The organism is Delftia sp. DS1230, assembly GCF_040112715.1.
GTDB classification, from domain to species: domain Bacteria; phylum Pseudomonadota; class Gammaproteobacteria; order Burkholderiales; family Burkholderiaceae_C; genus Comamonas; species Comamonas tsuruhatensis.
Genome location: NZ_CP157763.1, coordinates 5,120,475 through 5,141,674 on the forward strand (window position 1 = coordinate 5,120,475; position 21,200 = coordinate 5,141,674).

Genomic DNA, 21,200 nt, shown 5'->3' on the forward strand with positions numbered 1-21,200 from the left:
TTGCGCGCACAATCCTTCAAGAGTTCTGACGGATGCCTACTGCTGAGCGGGTAGCGCGAACGATTATGGCAGTCACCGTCAAGCGTCCCCATCAATACTTACGCTGATACCGCCCATGAAATTTCAAGGTTCCGAGAACTACGTCGCCACCCAAGATTTGATGCTCGCGGTGAATGCCGCAGCCACCTTGCAGCGCCCGCTGCTGGTCAAGGGAGAGCCCGGCACGGGCAAGACCATGCTGGCCGAGGAAGTGGCCGCCGCGCTGGACATGCCGCTGCTGCAGTGGCACATCAAGTCCACCACCAAGGCCCAGCAGGGCCTGTATGAATACGACGCCGTCAGCCGCCTGCGCGACTCGCAACTGTCCGACATCGACGGCGGCGAGCGCGTCAAGGACATCCACAACTACATCGTCAAGGGCGTGCTGTGGCAGGCCTTCACGGCAGACCGGCCCGTGGCCCTGCTGATCGACGAGATCGACAAGGCCGACATCGAATTCCCGAACGACCTGCTGCGCGAAATCGACCGCATGGAGTTCTACTGCTACGAGACGCGCGAGATGATCCGCGCCAAGCACCGGCCGCTGGTGTTCATCACCTCCAACAACGAAAAGGAGCTGCCCGACGCCTTCCTGCGCCGCTGCTTCTTCCACTACATCAAGTTCCCCGACGCCGACACCATGCGCCAGATTGTGGCCGTGCACTTCCCCAAGCTGCAGGGCGAGCTGCTGGCCGCCGCGATGAAGGTGTTCTACGACGTGCGCAACCTGCCCGGCCTCAAGAAGAAGCCCTCCACCAGCGAGCTGATCGACTGGCTCAAGCTGCTGGTGGCCGAGGACATTCCCGTGGAATCGCTGCAGACCGCCGAGGGCAAGGTCGCCGTGCCGCCGCTGGTGGGCGCCCTGCTCAAGAACGAGCAGGATGTGAGCCTGTTCGAGAAGCTGGTCTTCATGAACCAGCGCAACCGCTGAGGCCTGCGCCCATGCCCCATCCCGAACACACCAACGACACGGGCGTGCCGGCCCTCACCGGCCAGGTGACGACCATTCCCGTGGCCGGCGCGGTGGCGCACCAGGGCTTTGTGCGACCCGTGGTCATGCGCTTCAACGGCGTGCGGCTGGAGCCCCTGGCCCTCGCCCATGAAGCCGGGCTGCGCGAGGCCGTGCAGGACGGCCAGCTGTGGCGCATCCGCGTGACCTCCGCGCCCGAGCCCGACGACGTGCGCGCCTATATCGAGGCCGCGCTGGAGCAGCGCAGCCAGGGCAAGCGCTTCGCGTTTGCCGTGCTCGACGACGACAGCGGCCGCGTGCTGGGCACCAGCAGCTACCACGACATCCTGCCCGAGGTGCGCCGCGTGGAGATCGGCTACACCTGGTACGCGCGCAGCGTGCAGCGCACCCATGTCAACACCTCGGCCAAGCTCATGCTCATGGGCCATGCCTTCGACACGCTGGCCTGCCATGTGGTGGGCTGGCGCACGGACTGCTTCAACTTCGCCAGCCAGCGCGCCATCGAGCGCCTGGGTGCCAGGAAGGACGGCGTGATCCGCGGCCACGCGCTGCGCCGTGACGGCACCATCCGCGACACCGTGATGTACAGCCTGCGCAGCGGCGAATGGCCCGAGTCGCGCGCCCAGTTGCTGGACCAGTTGCAGCGCCATTCGGACGGCAGCACCGCCGTGGCGCGCACATGAGGGCGCGTACGCAAGGCCCCCGGGAGATGCCATGCTGATCGACTTCTTCTACACCATGCGCGCGGCCAAGCTGCCCGTCTCGGTCAAGGAGTTCCTGACCCTGCTGGAGGCGCTGCAGGCCGGCGTGGTCGGCCCCAGGAGCGAGGACGCCTGGAGCCTGGACGACTTCTACCACCTGGGCCGCACCGTGCTGGTCAAGGACGAGAAGCACTACGACAAGTACGACCGCGCCTTCGCCGCCTACTTCAAGGGCGTGGAGATGGTGGCCGACCTCACGCGCGAAATTCCCCAGGACTGGCTGAAGAAGCTGCTGGAGCGCGAGCTCTCGCCCGAGGAAAAGGCCGCCATCGAGGCCATGGGCTGGGACGAGCTGATGGAGACGCTCAAGAAGCGGCTCGAAGAGCAAAAGGAGCGGCACGAAGGCGGCAACAAGTGGATAGGCACGGGCGGCACCAGCCCCTTCGGCCACGGCGGCTACAACCCGGCCGGCGTGCGCATCGGAGGGCCGGGCCGCAACAAGAGCGCCGTCAAGGTCTGGGAGCAGCGCGCCTACCGCGACTACGACGACACGCAGGAGCTGGGCACGCGCAATATCAAGGTCGCGCTGCGCCGGCTGCGCAAGTTCGCCCGCGAAGGCGGCGAGCTGGAGCTGGACCTGCCCGACACCATCCGCAGCACGGCCGCCAACGCGGGCTACCTGGACATCAAGATGATCCCGGAGCGCCACAACAACGTGAAGGTGCTGCTGCTCATGGACGTGGGCGGCACCATGGACGAGCACGTGCAGCGCGTGGAGGAGCTGTTCTCCGCCGTCAAGAGCGAGTTCAAGCACCTGGAGTTCTACTACTTCCACAACTGCGTCTACGACTTCATGTGGAAGAACAACCGCCGCCGCTTCGCCGAGAAGTTTCCGACCTGGGACATCATCCGCAAGTACAACAAGGACTACAAGCTGATCTTCGTGGGCGACGCCACCATGAGCCCCTACGAGATCCTGCAGCCCGGCGGCAGCGTGGAGTACATGAACGAGGAGCCCGGCGCCGAATGGCTGCAGCGCCTGACGCATGCCTTCCCGCGCTTTGCCTGGATCAACCCCGAGCCGCCCGGCGTCTGGCAGTACCGCCAGAGCATCAGCATCATCCAGCAGCTCACGGGCAACCGCATGTACCCTTTGACACTCAAAGGTCTGGAAGACGCCATGCGCCTGCTGTCAAAATAGGCCGATGCCCAAGCTCCCCCCCGCGACAGCGCCGGCCCGAGGGCCGGCGTTTTTGTTTCTGTTGAGTGCAGCCCTGATGCTCGGCGGCTGCAGCCTCCTGCCGTCCAAGAATGATGACAAGGACACGGACCCGTCGCTGATTGCAGCGACCGGCGACCCGGCCTTCTCGCTCGTCGTCGATGCGCCCAAGGAAGTGCGCGAGCTGCTGGAAAAGCACCTCGAACTGCGCCGCTACCGCTACCAGAGCGACCTGCAGCGGCGCGAGCTGACGCGGCTGCTGGGCGCCACCGACGCCAACGTGCGCGACCTGATCGGCACGCTGGGCTACTTCAGCCCCACGGTCACGGTGGAGATCAAGGAAACGCCCGAATCCGACGAGGCCCCGCTGGAGGTCACCGTCAAGGTGGACCCGGGCGAGCCCGCCACCATTGCGCGCAGCCAGGTGCGCTTTGCGGGCGTCAATGCCGACGATCCCGAAGGCGCCTCGCAGCGCGCCACCATCGAAGAGGACTGGCCGCTGCAGCCCGGCCAGCGCTTCAGCCAGTCCAGCTGGAGCCAGGCCAAGAGCCAGGGCCTGCGCACGCTGCAGTCGCGCCGCTACCCGCTGGCGCGCATCGACTCCAGCCTGGCCGACATCGACGCCGACACGCATGAGGCCGACGTCAGCGTGGCCTATGCACCCGGCCCGGCCTACACCTTCGGCCCGCTGCGCATCGAAGGCGCCCAGCGCTACGACCCCGTGGGGACGGCCCGCATCGCACGCCTGCCCGAGGGCGAGGAATACGACCAGACCGCCCTGGTCGACGCCCAGCTGCGCCTGGCCAGCAGCGGCTACTACGACTCCGTCTTCCTCACGCTGGCCAACGTGCCCCAGCAGGGAGACAGCGCCGCCGAGGACGAGGAAGCCATCAAGCGCAAGGGCGCCCAGGTCACCACGCCCGTCATCGCCCAGGTGCGCGAGGCCCAGATGCAGAAGTGGGTCTTCGGCGTGGGCATGAGCACCGACACCGGCCCGCGCCTGAGCGTGGACCACATCCACAACCGCCTGCCCTGGCTGGGCTGGCGCGCCGTCACGCGCATGCGCTTCGACCGCAAGAACCCGCTGATCTCCACGCAGTGGACCGCCCTGCCCGATGAAACCCTGTGGCGCTGGTTCACCACGGCCAAGGCCGAGCGCGCGCCCTCGGGCGACTTCGATGTCAACAGCCTGCAGCTGCGCGCCGGCCGCACCAAGTCCGAAGACCACATCGACCGCAACTACTACCTGCAGTACGACTACGCCAAGACCCAGGGCGAGGGCGCGCCCCCGTCCAGCTCGTCGGTCACGGCCAACTACGGCTGGACGGGCCGCTACTTCGACAGCACGCTGGCGCCCTCCTCGGGCTTCGGCTTCGCCTGGGAAGTCGGCGCGGGCACCACGCTCACGCCCCAGCGCACGCCGTTCGGCCGTGTCTCGGGCCGCTGGCTCAGCCTGATTCCCATCGGCGAGGTCGATCCCGAGACCAAGCGCCGCAGCCGCCTGGCGCTGCGCGCCTCCGGCGGTGCCTTGCTGGCCCGCAAGGATGCCGACCTGCCCGTCACCCAGCTGTTCATCACCGGCGGCGACAACACCGTGCGCGGCTACGGGTACCAGAGCATCGGTGCGCGCACCGACAGCGGCAAGGTCATCGGCGGGCGCTACATGGCCGTGGGCAGCATCGAGTGGCAGCGGCCCATCGTCATCAAGGGCAACACACAGGACTGGGAGCACGCCGTCTTCCTGGACGCCGGCACCGTGGGCGATGCGCCCGACTCCATGTACATGCGCGTGGGCGTGGGCACCGGCCTGCGCTGGCGCAGCCCCGTGGGCCCCGTGCAGGCCGACATCGCCTGGGGCGCCCAGGAAAAGCAGCTGCGCCTGCACCTGCGCCTGGGCTTCAACTTCTGACCATGGTGGATTCCCGCTTGAATACCCCTGCCTCCTCCGCCGCGCCAGACCAAAGCCCCCAGGCGTCCCCTCCGTCGCCTGCGCCCCGCCGCCGCTGGCTGCGCTACCTGCTCTGGTTCTTCCTGGTCCTGGTCCTGCTGCTGGCCGCCCTGCTGGGTTCCGCCTGGTGGTGGAGCGGCCGTGCCGATTCGCTGGCCTACACCCTGCAGCGCGTGGCCGGCTGGCTGCCCGCAGGCCAGAGCCTGCAGGCCAAGGAAGTCACCGGCACCGTGCGCCAGGGCGGGCGCATCGGCTGGCTGCAATGGCAAAGCCCCACCATGAAGGTGGAGCTGCGCGACGCCACCATCGGCTGGCAATTGCGTCCCCTGCTGTCGCGCACCGTGCGCCTGGGCGAAGTGCGCATCGCCGAGCTGAACATTGCCAGCACGCCCGACCCCGAGGACAAGAAACCCGTCGAGCCGCTGCAGCAGCTCGTGCTGCCCGTGAAGATCGACGTGCCCTTCCATGTGGAGCGCATCGTCTGGCAAGGCCCGCCCCAGGCCGAGGTACTGGGCCTGCAAGGCCACTACGCCTACGACGGCAGCGAGCACCAGCTGGACGTGCGCGACCTGCAATGGGCCGATGGCAGCTACCAGGCCAGGCTGCGCCTGCAGGCCCGCGCGCCCATGGCCATCCAGGCCGAGCTGCAGGGCGACCTGCAGGCGCCTGCCCTGGCTTCGGACGACGAGGCCTCCGCAGCCAAGGCCCCCAAACCTGCACCGCTGGCCGTGCAGGCCAAGGCACAGATCGACGGCACCCTGGCCACCGCCGCTGCGCAACTGGGCATCAAGCTCCAGGTTGATGCCAAGCCCGGGACGGTGTCCGAGGAAACGCCTGCCCCTGCCGCCGTACAGAAATCCGCCAAGGCCGATGGCAAGAACGGCAAGGCCAGGGAGCGCAAGGAAGCCGCCCCCGTGTCCGAACCCATGCACGCGGACATCGAGGCCAGCATCCGGCCCTGGCAGCCCCAGCCGCTGCAGACCGCGCGCGCCCAGCTCAGCCAGATCGACATCGCCGCCTTCTGGCCCCAGGGACCGCGCACCCGCATCAGCGGCGAATTGCAGGCCGGGCCGGATGGCAAGGCAGCTGATACAGCCCAGGCACCCGCCACGGAACAGGCATCGGACCAGGCACCAGGCTCGGCCATCGCCACCACCGCCTGGCAGCTGACGACACGCCTGAACAACGCCATACCCGGCCCCTGGGACCGCCAGCGCCTGCCGCTGGACCAGATCGAGGCCGCAGTGCGCTATGACGGCCAGCAGTGGCTGCTGGAGCAGGCGCAGATCGCCATAGGCTCGGGCGGCATCGACGCCCAGGGCCGCTTCGAGCCCGCCACCAAGGTCTTCGAAGGCCAGGCCAAGGTCCAGCGCCTGGACCCCGCCGCGCTCTACAGCCTCCTGGAAGCCGCACCGCTGCAGGGCGAGCTGCGCGCCAGCACCACGGCAGAGCAGCAGGTGGACTTCAGCGTGGACATCCAGGCCGCAGCAGCGCCCGCAGGCGCCAAGCGCCAGCCCCTGCGCATAGAAAAACTCGCCACCAAAGGCCGCTGGGCCCAGCCCGTGCTGTCGCTGGAGAACCTGCAGCTTGATGCGCTGCAGGCCTCGGTGCGCAGCCGCAGCCTGCAGTTCGACACCGAACAGCAAAAGCTGCAGACCGTGCTGAAGGCCCAGCTGCCCGGCGCCGAACTCTCGCTGGACGGCCACATCAGCCCCGCCGCAGGCCAGGGCAGCAGCCAGCTCAAGCTGTCGTCACTCACCGCCCTCACACAGTGGCTGCGCAAGCTGCCCGGCATGAAGGACCCGCTGGCCGGCGCCCTGATCGAAGGCCAGGCCCAGCTGGACGCCAGCTGGCGCGGCGGATGGGGCGCACTGCAAAAGCGCATGAAGGCCGCCGTGGGCGACCCCCTGCCCGCCAGCGGCCTGCAACTGCAGGCCGACCTGCAGGCCGCCAAGCTGCGCTACCTGCCCGCCAACACGCCGCCCGAGCAGGCGCTGGAGCTGCCCGAGCTGCGCCTGGCCCTCAAGGGCTCGCCCGAGCAGGCCAGCCTCACCCTGGCCGGCCAGGCGAAGCGCGGCACGCAGACCGCGCAGATCGACACGGCCCTGCAGGCAGGCCTTGCCACGGCGCGCGGTGCCGCGCCCCTGGACTGGCAGGCCAGCATCGACAAGCTGCAGGCCCGGCTGAGTCCGGGCCAGGACCTGCCCGGCCCATGGCAGCTGCAACTGGCAGGCAACCAGCCCGTACGGATCGCCCAGCGCACCACGGGCCGCACCGTGCTGTCCACCGCCTTCACGGCATCGGCCGGCAGCCTGCAGGTCACGCCGCCCACCCTGCCCCAGCGCCGCACCAATGCCCAAGCGCCCCAGCCCGTGCTGCTGGCCTGGGACGACACCCGCGCCAGCCAGGGCAGCGACGGCCGCTGGGCCCTGCGCAGCACAGGCCGCGCCCAGGCATTGCCGCTGGCCTGGGTCGATGCCCTGTCCATGGCCGAGGAGCCCCCGCTGGCCGCCATGGGCCTGAGCGGCGACCTGAGCTTCAACGCCCGCTGGGACATCGACACGACGGGCCCCGCGCTCAAGGCCGAACTGCTGGTCGAGCGTGCAGCCGGCGACCTGCGCCTGGCCGTGGAAGACGGCTCGGGCACCACCGTCATCCACACCACGGGGCCGCGCTCCAGCAAGCCCGGCGAAGTGCGCACCCGTACCGTGCGCGGCGTCGGCATGCGCGCCCACATCAAGCAGGCCCGCCTGAGCGTGCGTGCCCAGGGCGACGACGTGCAAGCCAAGCTCGACTGGGACAGCGAACGCGCCGGCACCCTGACCGCGCAGCTGGGCACGCGCCTGGCCCAGCAGGACGGCACCTGGACCTGGCCCGAGAAGGCCCCTCTGTCCGGCCAGATAGACGCCCGCATGCCCGACATCGGCATCTGGGCGCTGTTCGCCCCGCCCGGCTGGCGCGTCACCGGCTCGCTGCAGGCCAAGGCCGATATCAGCGGCGACCGCCAGAACCCGCAGTGGCAGGGCAATCTCTCGGCCGACGGCCTGAGCATCCTGTCCGCGCTGGACGGCATCGACCTGCAAAACGGCGTGCTGCGCGCGCGCCTGCAAGGCAACCGCCTGGACCTGACCGAGCTGCGCATGCAGGGCGGGCGCGGCAGCAATGCGCGCATCCTGGGCTACAGCGGCAACCTCACCACGGCACCGCGCGAAGGCGGCGAACTCACGGGCTCGGGCTTCGTGCGCTGGGACCCGCCCAACGCCGATGGCAGCAACTCCGGCCTGAGCATGGACCTGCGCGCCCAGGCCACCAGGCTGCAGGTGCTGGTGCGCGCGGACCGCCAGGTCAGCGTCTCGGGCGGCCTGCAGGCCAGGCTGGAGCAAGGCCAGTTCACGCTGCGCGGCGACCTCACCACCGACCGCGCCACCATCATCCTGCCCGAGGAATCCGCGCCCTCGCTGGACTCCGACGTGGTCGTGCACTCGGCCGCCTCGCGCAAGGCCGAGCAGGAAGCCGCGCGCAAGCAGCAGCAGGCCGACCGCAAGGCCCAGGCCCGTGCCGAAACCATCAAGCTGCCCGACATCCTCGTCAAGCTCGACCTGGGCCGCGACTTCGCGCTGCAGGGCTACGGCATCACCACACGCCTGGAAGGCGCGCTGGAAGTGCAGGGCCCCACCGTGGCGGGCGGCCCGCCGCGCATTACCGGCGAGATCCGCACCGTGCAGGGCCGCTACCGCGCCTGGGGCCAGTCGCTGGACGTGGAGACCGGCCTCATCCGCTTCAACGGCCCCTACGCCAACCCCTCGCTGGACATCCTGGCGCTGCGCCCGAACATCGCCGTGCGCGCAGGCGTGCAGGTGCAGGGCACGGCCAACGCCCCGCGCGTGCGCCTGTACTCCGACCCCGAAATGCCCGATGCCGAAAAGCTCTCCTGGGTGGTCATGGGCCGCGACCCCGCCACGGGCGGCGCCGAAAGCGCCCTGCTCCAGCAGGCCGCGCTGTCCCTGCTCAGCGGCGGGCGCAACAACAGCGGCAAGATCGCCAGCAACCTGGGCCTGGACGAGATCGGCTTCAAGGGCCCGGGCGGCGAGGGCTCCACCGGCGCGGCCCTCACCCTGGGCAAGCGCCTGTCCAGCGACCTCTATGTCACCTACGAGCAAAGCCTCTCGGGCGCCATGGGCACGCTGTACATCTTCTACGACCTCTCGCGCCGCCTCACCCTGCGCGGCCAGACCGGGGAAACCAGCGCGCTGGACCTGATCTACACCGTGCGCAAGGACTGACGCCCCACCCCTGCGCAGCCGCCCTGCCGGCGCTGCGCGGGGCGGGCCTGCCATGGGTTTACAATCGCCGTTTGCTCCTCTCCGTAGTTCAATGGATAGAACGGGCGCCTCCTAAGCGCCAGATACAGGTTCGATTCCTGTCGGAGGGACCATCAGATGGTTTTTGCATTAATCATTTGCGCGCACTGTAAATGGTCTGGTGACATACCGGGGACATGAACAGTGCAGAAACGACAAGAGCCCCTCGACACCGGATAGGGTGTTGAGGGGCTTTTTTGCATCGCACACCGTCATAGATCGCGATTCGCCCCGCTCCCGTTCGGGGCGATCGTCCAGAGCCAGTCCTATGTACGGAACCGATAGCACAGGCTGACGAGCTGCTGCAGCCTCGGCGCACCCATCAAGCACGCGGACTGAGTCGCTTGCGGTTTGGCATGAATTGGATGGAGCCTTTGCCCGACTACCGCAGCATGGAGACTCAATGGCCGCAGGACCCTGCACCTGCAGCAAAAACACAACAACTGGGGGGGACTCTCTCCTACCCCAGCACCCCCTGATGACGCGCCTGGTAACGCGATCTGCTCAGACTTGCTCAGATTCAGAATGTTTCTTTTTGTTCTAATTTGTAGCAAAAATCTCACTATGAGACCAAGGCCCAAACCTCCGGTCTAAGCAATTCTTCTTTCCAGCCTCCCCAATCCTCAAGGCGTGCATTGCAAGCTTTCAGGGGTTTTCCTCAAAGGTGTCCACACATGATTAAGCGCCGTTCTTCGCAGCACGTCCTCGCCGCCGCTTCGCTCTCACTCATTGCCTGTGCCGTAAGCGCCGCCGATTACGCCTACATTCCCAATTCAGGCAGCAGAACAATTTCGGTCATCAATACCGCGACTGGCGAACTTTCCACCACATTAAGTCCAGCAAGCATGGACGCAACGTTAAATAATAACATCTACACTCTTGCATTGCGACCAGGCGCCAACAATGAGTCGTGGTTCGGGCAATATCTATCAAACAACAAACTAGGCGTCATTGACACGACAAACAACACACTGAAGACAGTAATCAATGGTACTGGAGGCTCTGTAGCCATAACTTTTTCTTTAAATGGCGCAATAGCTTATGTCAGTGACTACTCCGGTCAAAAGCTGCATGTCATTGACGCCACCACAAAACAGATAACGAACAGCCTGAGCACCGGATGCCAGACCATCGCCTCTGCACTAAGCGCTGATGGCGCATCGCTTTACGTACGGTGCGATTCTGGGGTAATCCAAAAACTGGACACAGCAACTAACACGTTGTCCACGTTCCCAAATACCACCACTAATGGTTATGGGTTAGCTTATGACCCCACAGGCAGCGGAAAGCTTTACGCTTCCAACAATTCAGCCCCAATTGTTTATCTGCTTAACTTATCGGATAATTCGGTTACTCAGATACCAATAACTGGACTTCAAGGTGCCGCTAGTAAAGTCGCAGTACGCAAAAATGGCAGCAAGCTGTATGTCGGAGGAGGAAATAATGTACTCCACATTGTTGACACTGCTAACACCTCAACGCAAACCTCGATCACACTGAACGGTCCAGCATCTACCATTACAGGGCTTGGTATCTCGGCAAACGATGCGGCGTTGTATGCCATTACATCGAATGGCACAGTCCATGTCATTGATGTCGCCACCGATACGGAAACCAAGACGATATCTGCCGCAGCCGGCGCCTCTTCTTTCTGGATCTGGGGTGACTTCCTCGGCAACGTCGTCGCCAGTGCCACGCCGGGTGGACCCTCGGTGGCATCGATTGCCCCGCAGGGCACACCATCAGCCAGCGCCACAAGCATCAATTTCGCAGTGACCTTCAGCGAAGCGGTCAACGGAGTGGATGGCACCGATTTCGCGCTGACCACTACAGGCACCGCCACCGGCACGATGGGCACGCCATCCAGTGCCGACAACGGCATCACATGGACTGTACCCGTCACTGCCATCAGCGGCACGGGCAGCCTGCGCCTGGACCTCAACAGCAGCGGCACCGGCATCGAGAGCACCGCAGCAGCCAAGCCCATTGCAGGGGGCTTCGCGACAGGAACCGTGCACAACGTTGATGTACAGGTGCCAGTCGCTGGCGCTTGTGGCACGGCGGCGGGCCAAGCCACGGCATTGGCCCCTGCAGCGGGCCTGTGCAGCGCGGGCACGGCTACGGCGATCTCCAGCGCCAGTGGCAAATACACCTGGCAGTGCCAGGGCTTGAACGGCGGCAGCGCCAACAGCTGCGAAGCCCCCTGGTCCACCGCTGGAGGTAGCAAGGCAATGGTCGCACTGCAGACAGCCAACGGTTGGCAGGTGAGCAACGCCAGCTTCAGCACCACGCCACCCGCGACCGCTCCGCAAGGCGTGACTTTCCCCTCTGGACTGCTCTCGCTGAATCTCAGCAGCGGCAACCTGGGCAGCGATGCAACCGTCACCCTGAACTTCAGCACACCGGTGCCTGCAGGCGCGGTATACATGAAGTACGGCCCCAGCCCTGATGGTTTCAACTGCCAAGGCGCAGCATGTGCTCAACCACACTGGTACCAACTGCCTGCCAACCGTGCTGTGCTGGCATCGGACCGGCTGAGCGCCACGTTGACGCTGACCGACGGCGGGCTCGGCGACAACGACGGCATAGCCAACCAATCCATCCAGGATCCGGGAGGCTTTGCACTGCTGGCAGCACCCGCCAGCACTGCGGCGATTCCCACCCTGTCTGAATGGGGCATCATCGCGCTGTCGTCCCTTCTGGCCATGTTCGGCATCGCAAGAATGCGCCGCCGCCAGGGCTGAAAACAAAAGCCACCTTCGGGTGGCTTTTTTCATTTCACCGGCCGCGAAACGAGCAACCGGGCTTACCGCTCTCTGCCGTCCCTCAATGCATTTCCTTGATAGCTCCATGGCAAGAACCCAGAACCCGGCTCCAACACAAAAAATCGTCACCGTCAGCTGACTCAATGCCTACCATGGGTCAATACTGGAAATCCTCAATTCAATCCCATTGAGATGATCGCAATGTGAATGCGATCTCAATATCAATTGAAATGCCCTACCCGACACAATAAAAAAACAATTCCTTGCAAAATAAAATCCGCCTTCATACACTCCAGTCTCCAACTTTCATGGAGGAGAACGCAATGACTGGAATTCGTCGTGATGTCAATCAAGGTGGAACTGTCTGGAATGAAACGCTGATCTGGTATTCCAAGGCCGTGGGGCACCTTTACTCTCTTCCCATTACGGACAGGACCAGCTGGAGATATCTTGCCGCCATTCATGGCATCAACAAGAGCGGCTGGATCAGTGCCGGCGTGCTTTCGGCCAAGGACCCCTTGCCACCCACCTCCGAAACCGAGGAGATGTGGGACCAATGCCAGCATGGCACCTGGTACTTTCTTCCCTGGCATCGCGGCTATCTCGCCGCATTCGAAGCCATTGTGGCGAAGACCGTCAAGGAGCTTGGCGGTCCTGCGGACTGGGCGCTTCCCTATTGGAACTACCTGAATTCCAGCAATCAGGCCGCACGCAACATACCCCAGGCTTTCCTGGAAGAGAAATTGCCGGATGGTTCTCCCAATTTCCTGGCCAAGGCCAGGCGCAATGGGTCAAAGCGCCTGGGACCAACGCCTGACATTCCCCGTGATATCACGCTGGGTTGCCAGGACTACCACCGCTTCACCAGCGCACCCGGCACCTTGGAATACGGCGGTGGCATCACCGCCTTTTCCCATGACGGCAGCGACACTGGCGCCATTGAATCCAATCCGCACAATCTGGTTCACATCATGGTCGGCGGACTGCAGGAGCCCTATGGATTCATGTCAGACCCCGACTATGCCGCCCTGGACCCGATTTTCTGGGTGCACCATTGCAATGTGGACCGGCTTTGGGCAGCCTGGCTGACCCAGCCCGGCAACATCCAGGACAACAGCGCCGCCTGGAGCAACGGCCCTGCCGGCCGCGGCTTCGTCATGCCGGACACCGAAGGAAAGCTGGCCTCCTATGATCCGGGTGAAACCCTGCCGGGCGGTGCGCTGGCCCCTGACTATGACAATCTGACCAGCGGCACGGGCGCCACCACGCTCACGGCCAGCACGGCAGGCCTCACACCGCAGGAGATCGACATGCCCGCAGAATTCTCGACGGTCCCGCCGCCCGCGCCGCGTGTACTGGGCTCCAATGCGGAGCGGGTCATCGTGGGCCGCACGCCGCGGCTGACCACCGTATCGATCGCGGACCCCGGTGCCGCAAAGGTCGAGTTGCTACAGGCAGGCGCCGCGCTGCCGCGGCCACAGCGCTACTTTCTTCACCTGGAAGGCATTCGCGGCAATGCGCCCAGCGGCGTGCTGACGGTCTCCATCGGCTCGCCCGGGGCGGCGGCACGGCATGCAGACACCGTCGCCCTGTTCGGATTGGCCAAGGCCTCGGCCAGCGACGGACCGCATGGAGGCAACGGACTGGGCGCCACCATCGACATCACCGATGCCACGCAGGCCATCCTGGACGCAGGCGGCAGTCTGGACCAGTTGAACGTGGCCATCGAACAGCCCGAAGCCGACCCCGGGCGCGAAATCACCGTGGACCGCGTGAGCGTGGTCGCACAGGACGCCACCCGCTAAGGCCCGCGTATGGACGCGCTGCTGAGAGACCTGCGGACCGCTCCCGCGCCAGCACTGATGGCCGTGTCGGGGGCAGGCTTCATCAGCCTGGCCATCAGCCCGCCCGCCACGCCCGGCCTGTCGCTGTGCGGCTCGCTGTCCTCGGTCACGCTGGCCGACCTGTCGCCGCTGGTGCTGGACGGGCACACGCTCGGCATCCTCGGTGTGGGATGGCTGGCCATGGTCCTGGCCATGATGCCGCTGCTGGCACTGCGGCAGGTGCGCCACGCCATGCGATCGAGCGTGGCCCGCCGGCGCCTGCTGGCGGCGGGCCTGCTGCTTGCGGGCTATGCGCTGGTGTGGGTGGCGGCCGGGCTGGTCATGGTGCCGCTTGCCGCCCTCTTGCACGCAGCAGCGCATCCCGCGCTCATTCTTGCCTGCATTGCCGTGGCGGTCCTGTGGAGTTCATCGCCCGCAGGAACACGCGCCCACAATGCCTGCCACAGGCTGTACCCCGTGGCCGCCAGCGGCCCCACGGCCAACCGGGACAGCCTGCAGCACGGACTGCGAACCGGCGTGGCATGCGCCACGGCATGCTGGCCGTGGATGCTGGCGCCCTTCGCCTTTCCCGCGGCCTGGCACCTGCCGGCCATGGCTGTTGCTGCCGTTTTGCTTTTTGTCGAGCGCACAGGCCCATCGCTGCGGCCCGCCTGGCGCCTGCCCTATGTCCTGCGGCGCCTTCTGCACGGCAAGCCGCGCACGTCGCTGGGCCGGGCGACAAGACACTGAACCCTGTGGAGGGTGAACCTCACCCCCGCCCGGCCAGCTCCGCCACCCCTCGCACCAGCGCACGCCCAGCGTCCGTCGCCTTGCCGTAATGCGCCAGCAGTGCCTGCACATCGGCGTCGGGCGCATGGGAGCGCAGGGACAGCAGCACGTAGCCGATATCGACGCCGGCAAGGTGCAATTGCTGCAGCGCCGTGGCGTCGGGGACGAGTGCGCCGGACTCGAATTGCTGCAGGACCTGTTTGGCTTGGCCGGCCTTGCGGGCGAGTTCGGCTTCGCTGAGGTTCAGGCGCTGGCGTTCCTGTTGCAGGCGGGCGGCAAGGGTGGGTTCGGGGCGCTCATGCTGGATGGCGTTCGGGTCAAACGAGCGGAGGCCGGTCAGCACAAAGGAAATGTCCAGGCCATGCGCAGAAATCCGTGCAAGAAACTCGGCGCTGACGGTTGCCACGTCACGCTCCCAGTCCTGATAAGTGCGCATTTTGGTGCCGCCCAGCTTGGCCATGTCCGCTTGAGACAGGCCGAGACGCTCGCGCTCCTGACGAAGGCGTTCACCAAAAATTACACGGATTTCTGCATTCATCTTGTTGACGACCACGGATTTCCGTGCAATAGTCGATGTACCTTGTAGACCTTGACTTCAAATACTACCTGACCCCTCAGGCGGCTCCTTTGCGCGCCTGTACGTTGCACGAAGGAGGTCCATGAAGCACTCCGCCGCCAAACCGTCGCGCAAGAAGCTCGCCAAGGCGGACCGCGCGCTGTTCCTGCAGGCCGCTGAAGCACTCACGCAGGCCGCGATGACCGACGAGAAGCACCGGCACAGCGGGGAGTCCGACCGCCTGCTGCGCATCGCCAGCGATGTGGCACGCCACGCGGCGCAGCCCGGCTCGACGTGCGATCTGCAGAACACGGCGTTTGACGTGGCCGCCTGCATCAATTCGGCGCGGCTGGTGCCCGGCGATGCGGAGTCAGGCCCACGCACCCGCCTGCTGGCAGTAGCGGCCCAGGCGCTGGCTCAGATATCAGAGACGCCGGTGGACGGGATCGTGTTTCCGCGCACCACGCTGTACGAATTGCAAGCGAGGCTGGACACCGGTGCAACGCCATCGCAGTGGCGCGAACTGGCCCGCGAGGCCAACTACGAGGTCCAGCAGTTGGCGCAGGTGCTGATGCAAATGGGCGACTACCAGAACACGGAGAGCCATATCGTGGCGCACGGCATGGCGGCACGCATCTCGCAGTTGTCGGAGATCGTTTACGTGGCGGCCGCCCTGCATGGCGAGCACCGTGATGAATGGGGTTCACAGACCTTTCGTGACGTGCGCGATGTCTTTGAAGGCGGCATGGGCCGCCCGGGGTGAACCGGGTGCGGATCAGCCCTGAACGACCACGTTCTCCAGCCGCAGCACGGCCTCGCGCACTTCGCCCAGCCGCGTGTCCTGCGCCTGCGAGGCCTGCCACGCCACACCGACCCACAAAGGCCTCGCCACGCGCAAGCCGCGTCTGCACATCGGCGTCGGGCGTGGCGGAGCGCAGAGACAACAGCACCTAGCCAATATCGACTCCAGCAAGGTGCAGTTGCTGCAACGCCGTGGCGTCAGGGACAAGGTCGCCGGACTCGGACTGCTTCAGGGTCCGTTGGTCCTGGCCGGCTTTGTGGGCCATTCGGTGAAGTTCAAGCGCTGGAACTCTTGGTACAGGCGGGCGGCTAGGGTTGGTTCGGGGCGCTCGTGCTGGACGGTAAATGAGTTCCTTATGCTATCTTTGCTTAATATTGAGGTGGATAACAGCAGCAATCATGCGCAATATCATTTTGCCAAACTGGATAGCTATCGGGATCCCTGAGACAGCACATAATTGCGCCACAACAGGTTCCATTAAGAGATTGGCAACGAATATCGCAGCAGCCATACGTTCCTGATGCACTCTGAGATTTCAGGACAATAGGACTTTCCAAGCTCAAATCGCAGGTTTTTCTAGGCATATTTTTCAAGTATCCCTCTTCGTCCTGGATGTCAGCTATGGTTACCTCCACCTGCATCTCGTCAGATGCTTCGTCAAGTCTGAAAAAGGCAGGAACTGATTTTTCCACAACTGCAAAAATATCGCGCTTGGACAACCAAGTTTCACCACCCTCTACACCAGAGTATAAAGTCGCAGATAAGCTATATTTCTTCAAATTATTCACTTGAATATTTTTTATCACATATTCTATAGCAACAATCATTCCTTCTTGACTGGATGTGAGCTTTATTGAATCACCCAAACCCACGACGGCACTCCTTTTAACCACCTCACCCTTGAAATGAGTGGATATTTTTACCTGCACGACCTCTTCATTCGCCAGGACGGTATCAGGAAAAATCGCACTCAATATTACAAAGAAAAAAACAAGTAAACTTTTCATAATTCTCCCCCAGAAAGATTAAGAACCATAGAAATATCGCCTATTGATTTAATACAGGCGAGTTGCTCAACTTGCGCCAAGCAGCCTTCGAGAGGGAACATGGTCCAATCAATTGAATCCTAAAACTCCAGCTTGGGAAAAGCTGAGAACTGGATAATCAAAAGCACCAAAAACCCAACTCCAAAGGTGGGCGGCATTGTTCTGGCGTGACCATCCGCCAAGAGCGGACCGGCGCAGCTGGAGTCAGCGTACGGCTACTGATTTTTAGGGGCTGGCCCAATGCTATAGGGAAATTCTATAGATGCAATAAATGCGTGCAAACAGGCTATCGATAGTTTAAGAATTTTCTTAGGAATCCTCTGCAAAAATCGACTTTTTCTGTGACAGCCAACTTCAGGCATGAACTATCTATCGTTGCAATCGCAACGACTTACAGGCGACTGGCTGTCTGGACAGTGTTGTGATGAATGGTGCGTAGCAGATCGTTTTTGATCTGTGCAGAGGACCCTTAACCTTCTGACCGATGCTGCCGATCCATGTACAGTGCCCACCGGTTGGCAAAGTTCATGGCGTGGGCCAGTCGGCGAGGCTGACTTGGACAATCGGAGTCACAAGGTGAGGCAGACTGCCTACTCGGGCCATAGGCCCCGAGTGCTCAGCTACCATCAGTGCCCCAATCACCGATGCAGTCCCCCTGAAAGGCCCTCATGCTGCTGTACGCCGATTCGCAATTCGCCTCTCCCTATGCCCTGTCCGTGTTCGTGTCGCTGAAGGTCAAGGGGATTGACTTCGAGCTGCGCACGCTGGACCTTTCGGCGGGACAGAACACCGGGGCGGACTATGTGGCGGCATCGCTCACGGCACGGGTGCCCACGCTGGTGGACGGCGATTTCAGCCTGTCGGAGTCTTCGGCGATTTGCGAGTACCTGCAGGACCGCTTTGGCGGCGCACCGCTCTACCCCCAGGATGCGCAGGCGCGCGCCCGTGTGCGCCAGGTCCAGGCCTGGCTGCGCAGCGATCTAATGGCCTTGCGCTCGGAGCGCAGCACCGAGGTGGTGTTCTACCGCCCCACGCCCACGCCGCTGTCGGATGCGGGCCAGGCGGCGGCGCGCAAGCTGTTTTCGGTGGCCGGAGCCTTCATCCGCTCGGAGGGCGACCACATCGCCGGCCCATGGTCGATTGCCGATGTGGACCTTGCGCTGATGCTCAACCGCTTGGTGCTCAACGGCGACGCCGTGCCTGCGCTGCTGGCCGCCTATGCGCGCCGGCAGTGGCAGCACCCCGCCATCCAGCAGTGGCTGGCCCTGCCGCGCCCGCCGCTGGCAGGCTGAGCCCCCCGGGATATTGGCAGGCCATGGACAGTCTTCTCTACATGGGCGTGCGGATCACGCCAGCATCACTGCCCAGCGATGTCACGCCCGGCGCCTGGCTGCCCCGCGCCACGCTGCTGGAGGTGGCCAGCGGCAAGGCCCTGGGAGCGGTCACCGAAGACCAGGGCTGCGACACGCGGCAGGAGGCCGATGCCCGTGCGCTGCGGCTGGGCAAGCGCCATGTGATGAAGGTGCTGCATCAAGGCTGAGGCGCCAGGGTGCTGGCACCTGCCCGCGCCCCTCAATCCATCTTCACGGCCACCAGCTTCCACCCCATCAGGCCTTCGCGCCTGAAGATAAAGCCGCCCGGCTCGCCGCGCGGGTGCACGAAGACCTTGGACCAGCCCTGGTACTCCACGGAGTAGTCCTTGCGCGGCGGCCCGCCCTGGGTGTCCACGCCCACGCCTGCGGCGGCCACGTCCGTAGGTTTGCCGGGCTTGCCTTTTTCCAGCATGAGCATGACGCCGTCGGGCGAGACCAGCGCCTCGGTGAACTGGCTGACCAGGCCCTGGGCCAGTTGCTGGCCAAAGCCGGCCAGGGGGTTGGAGGCGCTGTCGCCCGAGCCGCCCATCTGGGATTGCAGCCTGGCCATCATCTGGCCCTTGATGCTTTCGCGCAGCGCAGGGAAGTCCACGTAGCCGGACAGGGCCTGGGCGTCGCGGCGCTCCACGGCCTTGCCGATCTGGTGCAGGGCGATATAGGGCGATGCATAGAGCAGTCCGGCCGCAGCCACGCAGAGGGCGGCCAGCGCACCGGCCAGTGTTTTGGGTTTCATGGATCTCTTTCGTGAAAGCGTGCCAGCGGCCACGCGCAAACGCGGATTCTAGGCGGGCCCGTCCGGCGCGCGGCGCCGGCCAGGGACGGTCAAGAGAACAGGCCGTCTCTTCCTGCCGCAGCAATGGGCAGAGAACCCCTATCAGGCCAGGGCGAATACCTGAAAAGCTGGTATTGCCTGCTCCATCCGATTCATACTATAGTTTGTAACAAATAGTTTACAAACCAATACAACATGGATCGCCATTGGCCACGCAGGCCATCGGCAAGCCAGCATCGCCGTTTCCGGATGCCTGTGAGCCTTTGTGCAGACCGGGCATTTACCGTGAATGAAATCTCATTTTCACGACCGAGTTCTTTTTGCGAGAGATGTGAGCCATCACGGGGCGGCCTGACAACGCGAGTACCCACCAACCATCCGCAATGCATGCAAAGGACGCAGTATGAATAATTTCAAGTTATCGACTCGCCTGACCGCCTTGATTGGTTTTCTCTCACTGCTCATGATCGTGATCGGCGCTTTCGGGCTTTATGGAATCAGCGAGTCCAACCGCCGATTCAAGGTGGTCTATGAAGAGCGCCTGGTCGCACTGGGCGATCTGCTGGAAGTGCAGCGCCTGCTGCTGCGCAACCGCAATGCGGTCTCGGGCGCCATTGCCGTGCACCTGCCCGAATACACGCAGCAAAAGCAGCAGGAGATACAGACCAACATCAACGACGTGAACAAGGCCTGGGCCTCGTTCCGCCAGACCCGGATGACAGAGGAAGAGGCGCAGCTGGCCGACCGCTTCGAGGCCGTGCGCGCGCTGTTCCTGCAGGGCTTTCTGAAGCCGGCCCAGCAGGCGCTGCTGTCCGGTGACCTGGAGCTGGCCCGGCAGCTGCTGATCGACAAGGACGAGGCGCTGTACGCGCCGCTGCGTGATGTGATCGTGCAGTTGACCGGGCTGCAGACCCGCGTCGCCAAGGAGGAGTACGACGCCGCGCAGTCGCTCTACCAGGTGATCTTTGCCGTGGCCGTGGGCTCCATCATCGCGGGCGTGCTGCTCGGGGTGCTGCTGGGCTGGTCCATCATCCGCAACATGGCGCGGTCTCTGCGCCTGGCCATTCACACAGCCGATGCCGTGGCGGCGGGGGACTTGACGCGGCACATCGATGTGCGCGGCAAGGACGAGGTGTCCATGCTGCTGCGCGCGCTGCAGACCATGCAGGAGGGGCTGCGCGGCGTGGTGCGCCAGGTGCACCAGGGATCGGTCAGCGTGGCAGCGGCCAGCGGGCAGATCGCGCAGGCCAACCAGGACCTGTCCTCGCGCACCGAAAGCCAGGCCAGCGCGCTGCAGCAGACGGCAGCCTCCATGGAGCAGCTCAGCTCCACCGTGCGCCAGAACGCCGACAACGCACAGATGGCCAACCAGCTGGCCCTGGGCGCCTCCACCGTGGCCGAGCAGGGCGGCGAAGTCGTGCGGCAGGTGGTCGATACCATGCGCGGCATCAGCGAATCGAGCCGGCAGATCGCCGACATCATCAACGTGATCGATGGCATTGCCTTCCAGACCAACATCCTGGCGCTGAACGCGGCCGTGGAAGCGGCACGCGCCGGCGAACAGGGCCGGGGCTTTGCCGTGGTGGCCACCGAGGTGCGCGGCCTGGCCAGCCGCAGCGCCGAGGCCGCCAAGCAGATCAAGCAGCTCATCACCGACAGCACCAGCCGCGTGCACAACGGCAGCGCGCTGGCCGACCAGGCCGGCACGACCATGGCCGAGGTGGTGGACGCCATACGCCGCGTGACGGACCTGATGGGCGAGATCAGCGCCGCCAGTTCCGAGCAAAGCTCGGGCGTGGCCCAGATCGGCCAGGCGGTCACGCAGATGGACCAGGCCACCCAGCAGAACTCGGCACTGGTGGAGGAGATGGCCGCCGCGGCCTCCAGCCTGCGCGGCCAGGCCGGCGACCTGGTGCGCACGGTGGGCGCCTTCAAGCTGGAGGCGGCAAGCGGCCATCAGCATGCCGCCGTGGAGCTGCAGCGCAGGCAGCCCATGCTGGCAGCAGGCTGAGACGGAAAGAAACAAGAGCGAAGAG

The 21,200-nt window shown here is 64.6% G+C and carries 15 protein-coding genes and 1 tRNA gene; 13 read left to right on the forward strand and 3 right to left on the reverse strand.

What is annotated here, in order from left to right:
• Positions 1-115: 115 nt before the first annotated feature.
• From AAN986_RS23135 to AAN986_RS23175, 9 genes are all read left to right on the forward strand, one after another.
• Positions 116-970 (forward strand): MoxR family ATPase, encoded by an 855-nt coding sequence (locus AAN986_RS23135; RefSeq protein ID WP_016453731.1) that lies wholly within the window; start codon positions 116-118, stop codon positions 968-970.
• Positions 971-981: 11 nt separating this feature from the next.
• A complete protein-coding gene (locus AAN986_RS23140) occupies positions 982-1,692 on the forward strand; it encodes a GNAT family protein (protein WP_016450127.1) in 711 nt (236 codons plus the stop codon).
• Positions 1,693-1,723: 31 nt separating this feature from the next.
• Positions 1,724-2,911, forward strand: coding sequence for a VWA domain-containing protein (locus AAN986_RS23145; RefSeq protein WP_046987465.1), 1,188 nt, complete (start codon positions 1,724-1,726; stop codon positions 2,909-2,911).
• Positions 2,912-2,915: 4 nt separating this feature from the next.
• Positions 2,916-4,838 carry a BamA/TamA family outer membrane protein gene (locus tag AAN986_RS23150; protein WP_206424516.1) on the forward strand — a complete coding sequence of 641 codons (1,923 nt, stop codon included), beginning with the start codon at positions 2,916-2,918 and terminating at the stop codon, positions 4,836-4,838.
• A gap of 2 nt (positions 4,839-4,840) precedes the next feature.
• On the forward strand, positions 4,841-9,160 hold the full coding sequence (locus tag AAN986_RS23155; protein WP_047217500.1) for a translocation/assembly module TamB domain-containing protein: 4,320 nt from the start codon (positions 4,841-4,843) through the stop codon (positions 9,158-9,160).
• Positions 9,161-9,237: 77 nt separating this feature from the next.
• Positions 9,238-9,312: transfer RNA gene (locus tag AAN986_RS23160), tRNA-Arg, on the forward strand.
• A gap of 600 nt (positions 9,313-9,912) precedes the next feature.
• Entirely contained in the window at positions 9,913-11,982 is a 2,070-nt protein-coding gene (locus tag AAN986_RS23165; protein ID WP_241150324.1) for an IPTL-CTERM sorting domain-containing protein, read from the forward strand.
• 329 nt (positions 11,983-12,311) lie between these two features.
• On the forward strand, positions 12,312-13,808 hold the full coding sequence (locus tag AAN986_RS23170; RefSeq protein WP_227468446.1) for a tyrosinase family protein: 1,497 nt from the start codon (positions 12,312-12,314) through the stop codon (positions 13,806-13,808).
• Positions 13,809-13,817: 9 nt separating this feature from the next.
• A complete protein-coding gene (locus tag AAN986_RS23175) occupies positions 13,818-14,576 on the forward strand; it encodes a DUF2182 domain-containing protein (RefSeq protein WP_047217499.1) in 759 nt (252 codons plus the stop codon).
• Positions 14,577-14,595: 19 nt separating this feature from the next.
• Here AAN986_RS23175 and AAN986_RS23180 read toward each other — a convergent pair whose 3' ends face one another.
• Positions 14,596-15,168: a helix-turn-helix transcriptional regulator gene (locus AAN986_RS23180; protein WP_225971056.1), complete on the reverse strand. Its 573-nt coding sequence runs from the start codon at positions 15,166-15,168 to the stop codon at positions 14,596-14,598.
• Positions 15,169-15,274: 106 nt separating this feature from the next.
• On the opposite strand from AAN986_RS23180, the gene AAN986_RS23185 reads away from it, so the two are divergent.
• Positions 15,275-15,934 (forward strand): hypothetical protein, encoded by a 660-nt coding sequence (locus AAN986_RS23185; RefSeq protein ID WP_047217498.1) that lies wholly within the window; start codon positions 15,275-15,277, stop codon positions 15,932-15,934.
• 407 nt (positions 15,935-16,341) lie between these two features.
• Here AAN986_RS23185 and AAN986_RS23190 read toward each other — a convergent pair whose 3' ends face one another.
• On the reverse strand, positions 16,342-16,980 hold the full coding sequence (locus AAN986_RS23190) for a hypothetical protein (protein WP_016453214.1): 639 nt from the start codon (positions 16,978-16,980) through the stop codon (positions 16,342-16,344).
• 707 nt (positions 16,981-17,687) lie between these two features.
• Here AAN986_RS23190 and yfcF point away from each other — a divergent pair.
• Together yfcF and AAN986_RS23200 are read left to right on the forward strand one after the other, a co-directional pair.
• The gene (yfcF, locus tag AAN986_RS23195; RefSeq protein WP_047217497.1) at positions 17,688-18,311 is read left to right on the forward strand and encodes a glutathione transferase; all 624 of its coding nucleotides are present in this window, start codon (positions 17,688-17,690) and stop codon (positions 18,309-18,311) included.
• 23 nt (positions 18,312-18,334) lie between these two features.
• Entirely contained in the window at positions 18,335-18,559 is a 225-nt protein-coding gene (locus AAN986_RS23200; protein ID WP_026062392.1) for a hypothetical protein, read from the forward strand.
• Between the two features lie 32 nt (positions 18,560-18,591).
• Here AAN986_RS23200 and AAN986_RS23205 read toward each other — a convergent pair whose 3' ends face one another.
• Positions 18,592-19,125 (reverse strand): DUF2939 domain-containing protein, encoded by a 534-nt coding sequence (locus AAN986_RS23205; protein ID WP_047217496.1) that lies wholly within the window; start codon positions 19,123-19,125, stop codon positions 18,592-18,594.
• Between the two features lie 442 nt (positions 19,126-19,567).
• Here AAN986_RS23205 and AAN986_RS23210 point away from each other — a divergent pair, with 442 nt between their 5' ends.
• A complete protein-coding gene (locus AAN986_RS23210) occupies positions 19,568-21,175 on the forward strand; it encodes a methyl-accepting chemotaxis protein (RefSeq protein ID WP_047217495.1) in 1,608 nt (535 codons plus the stop codon).
• Positions 21,176-21,200: the final 25 nt, after the last annotated feature.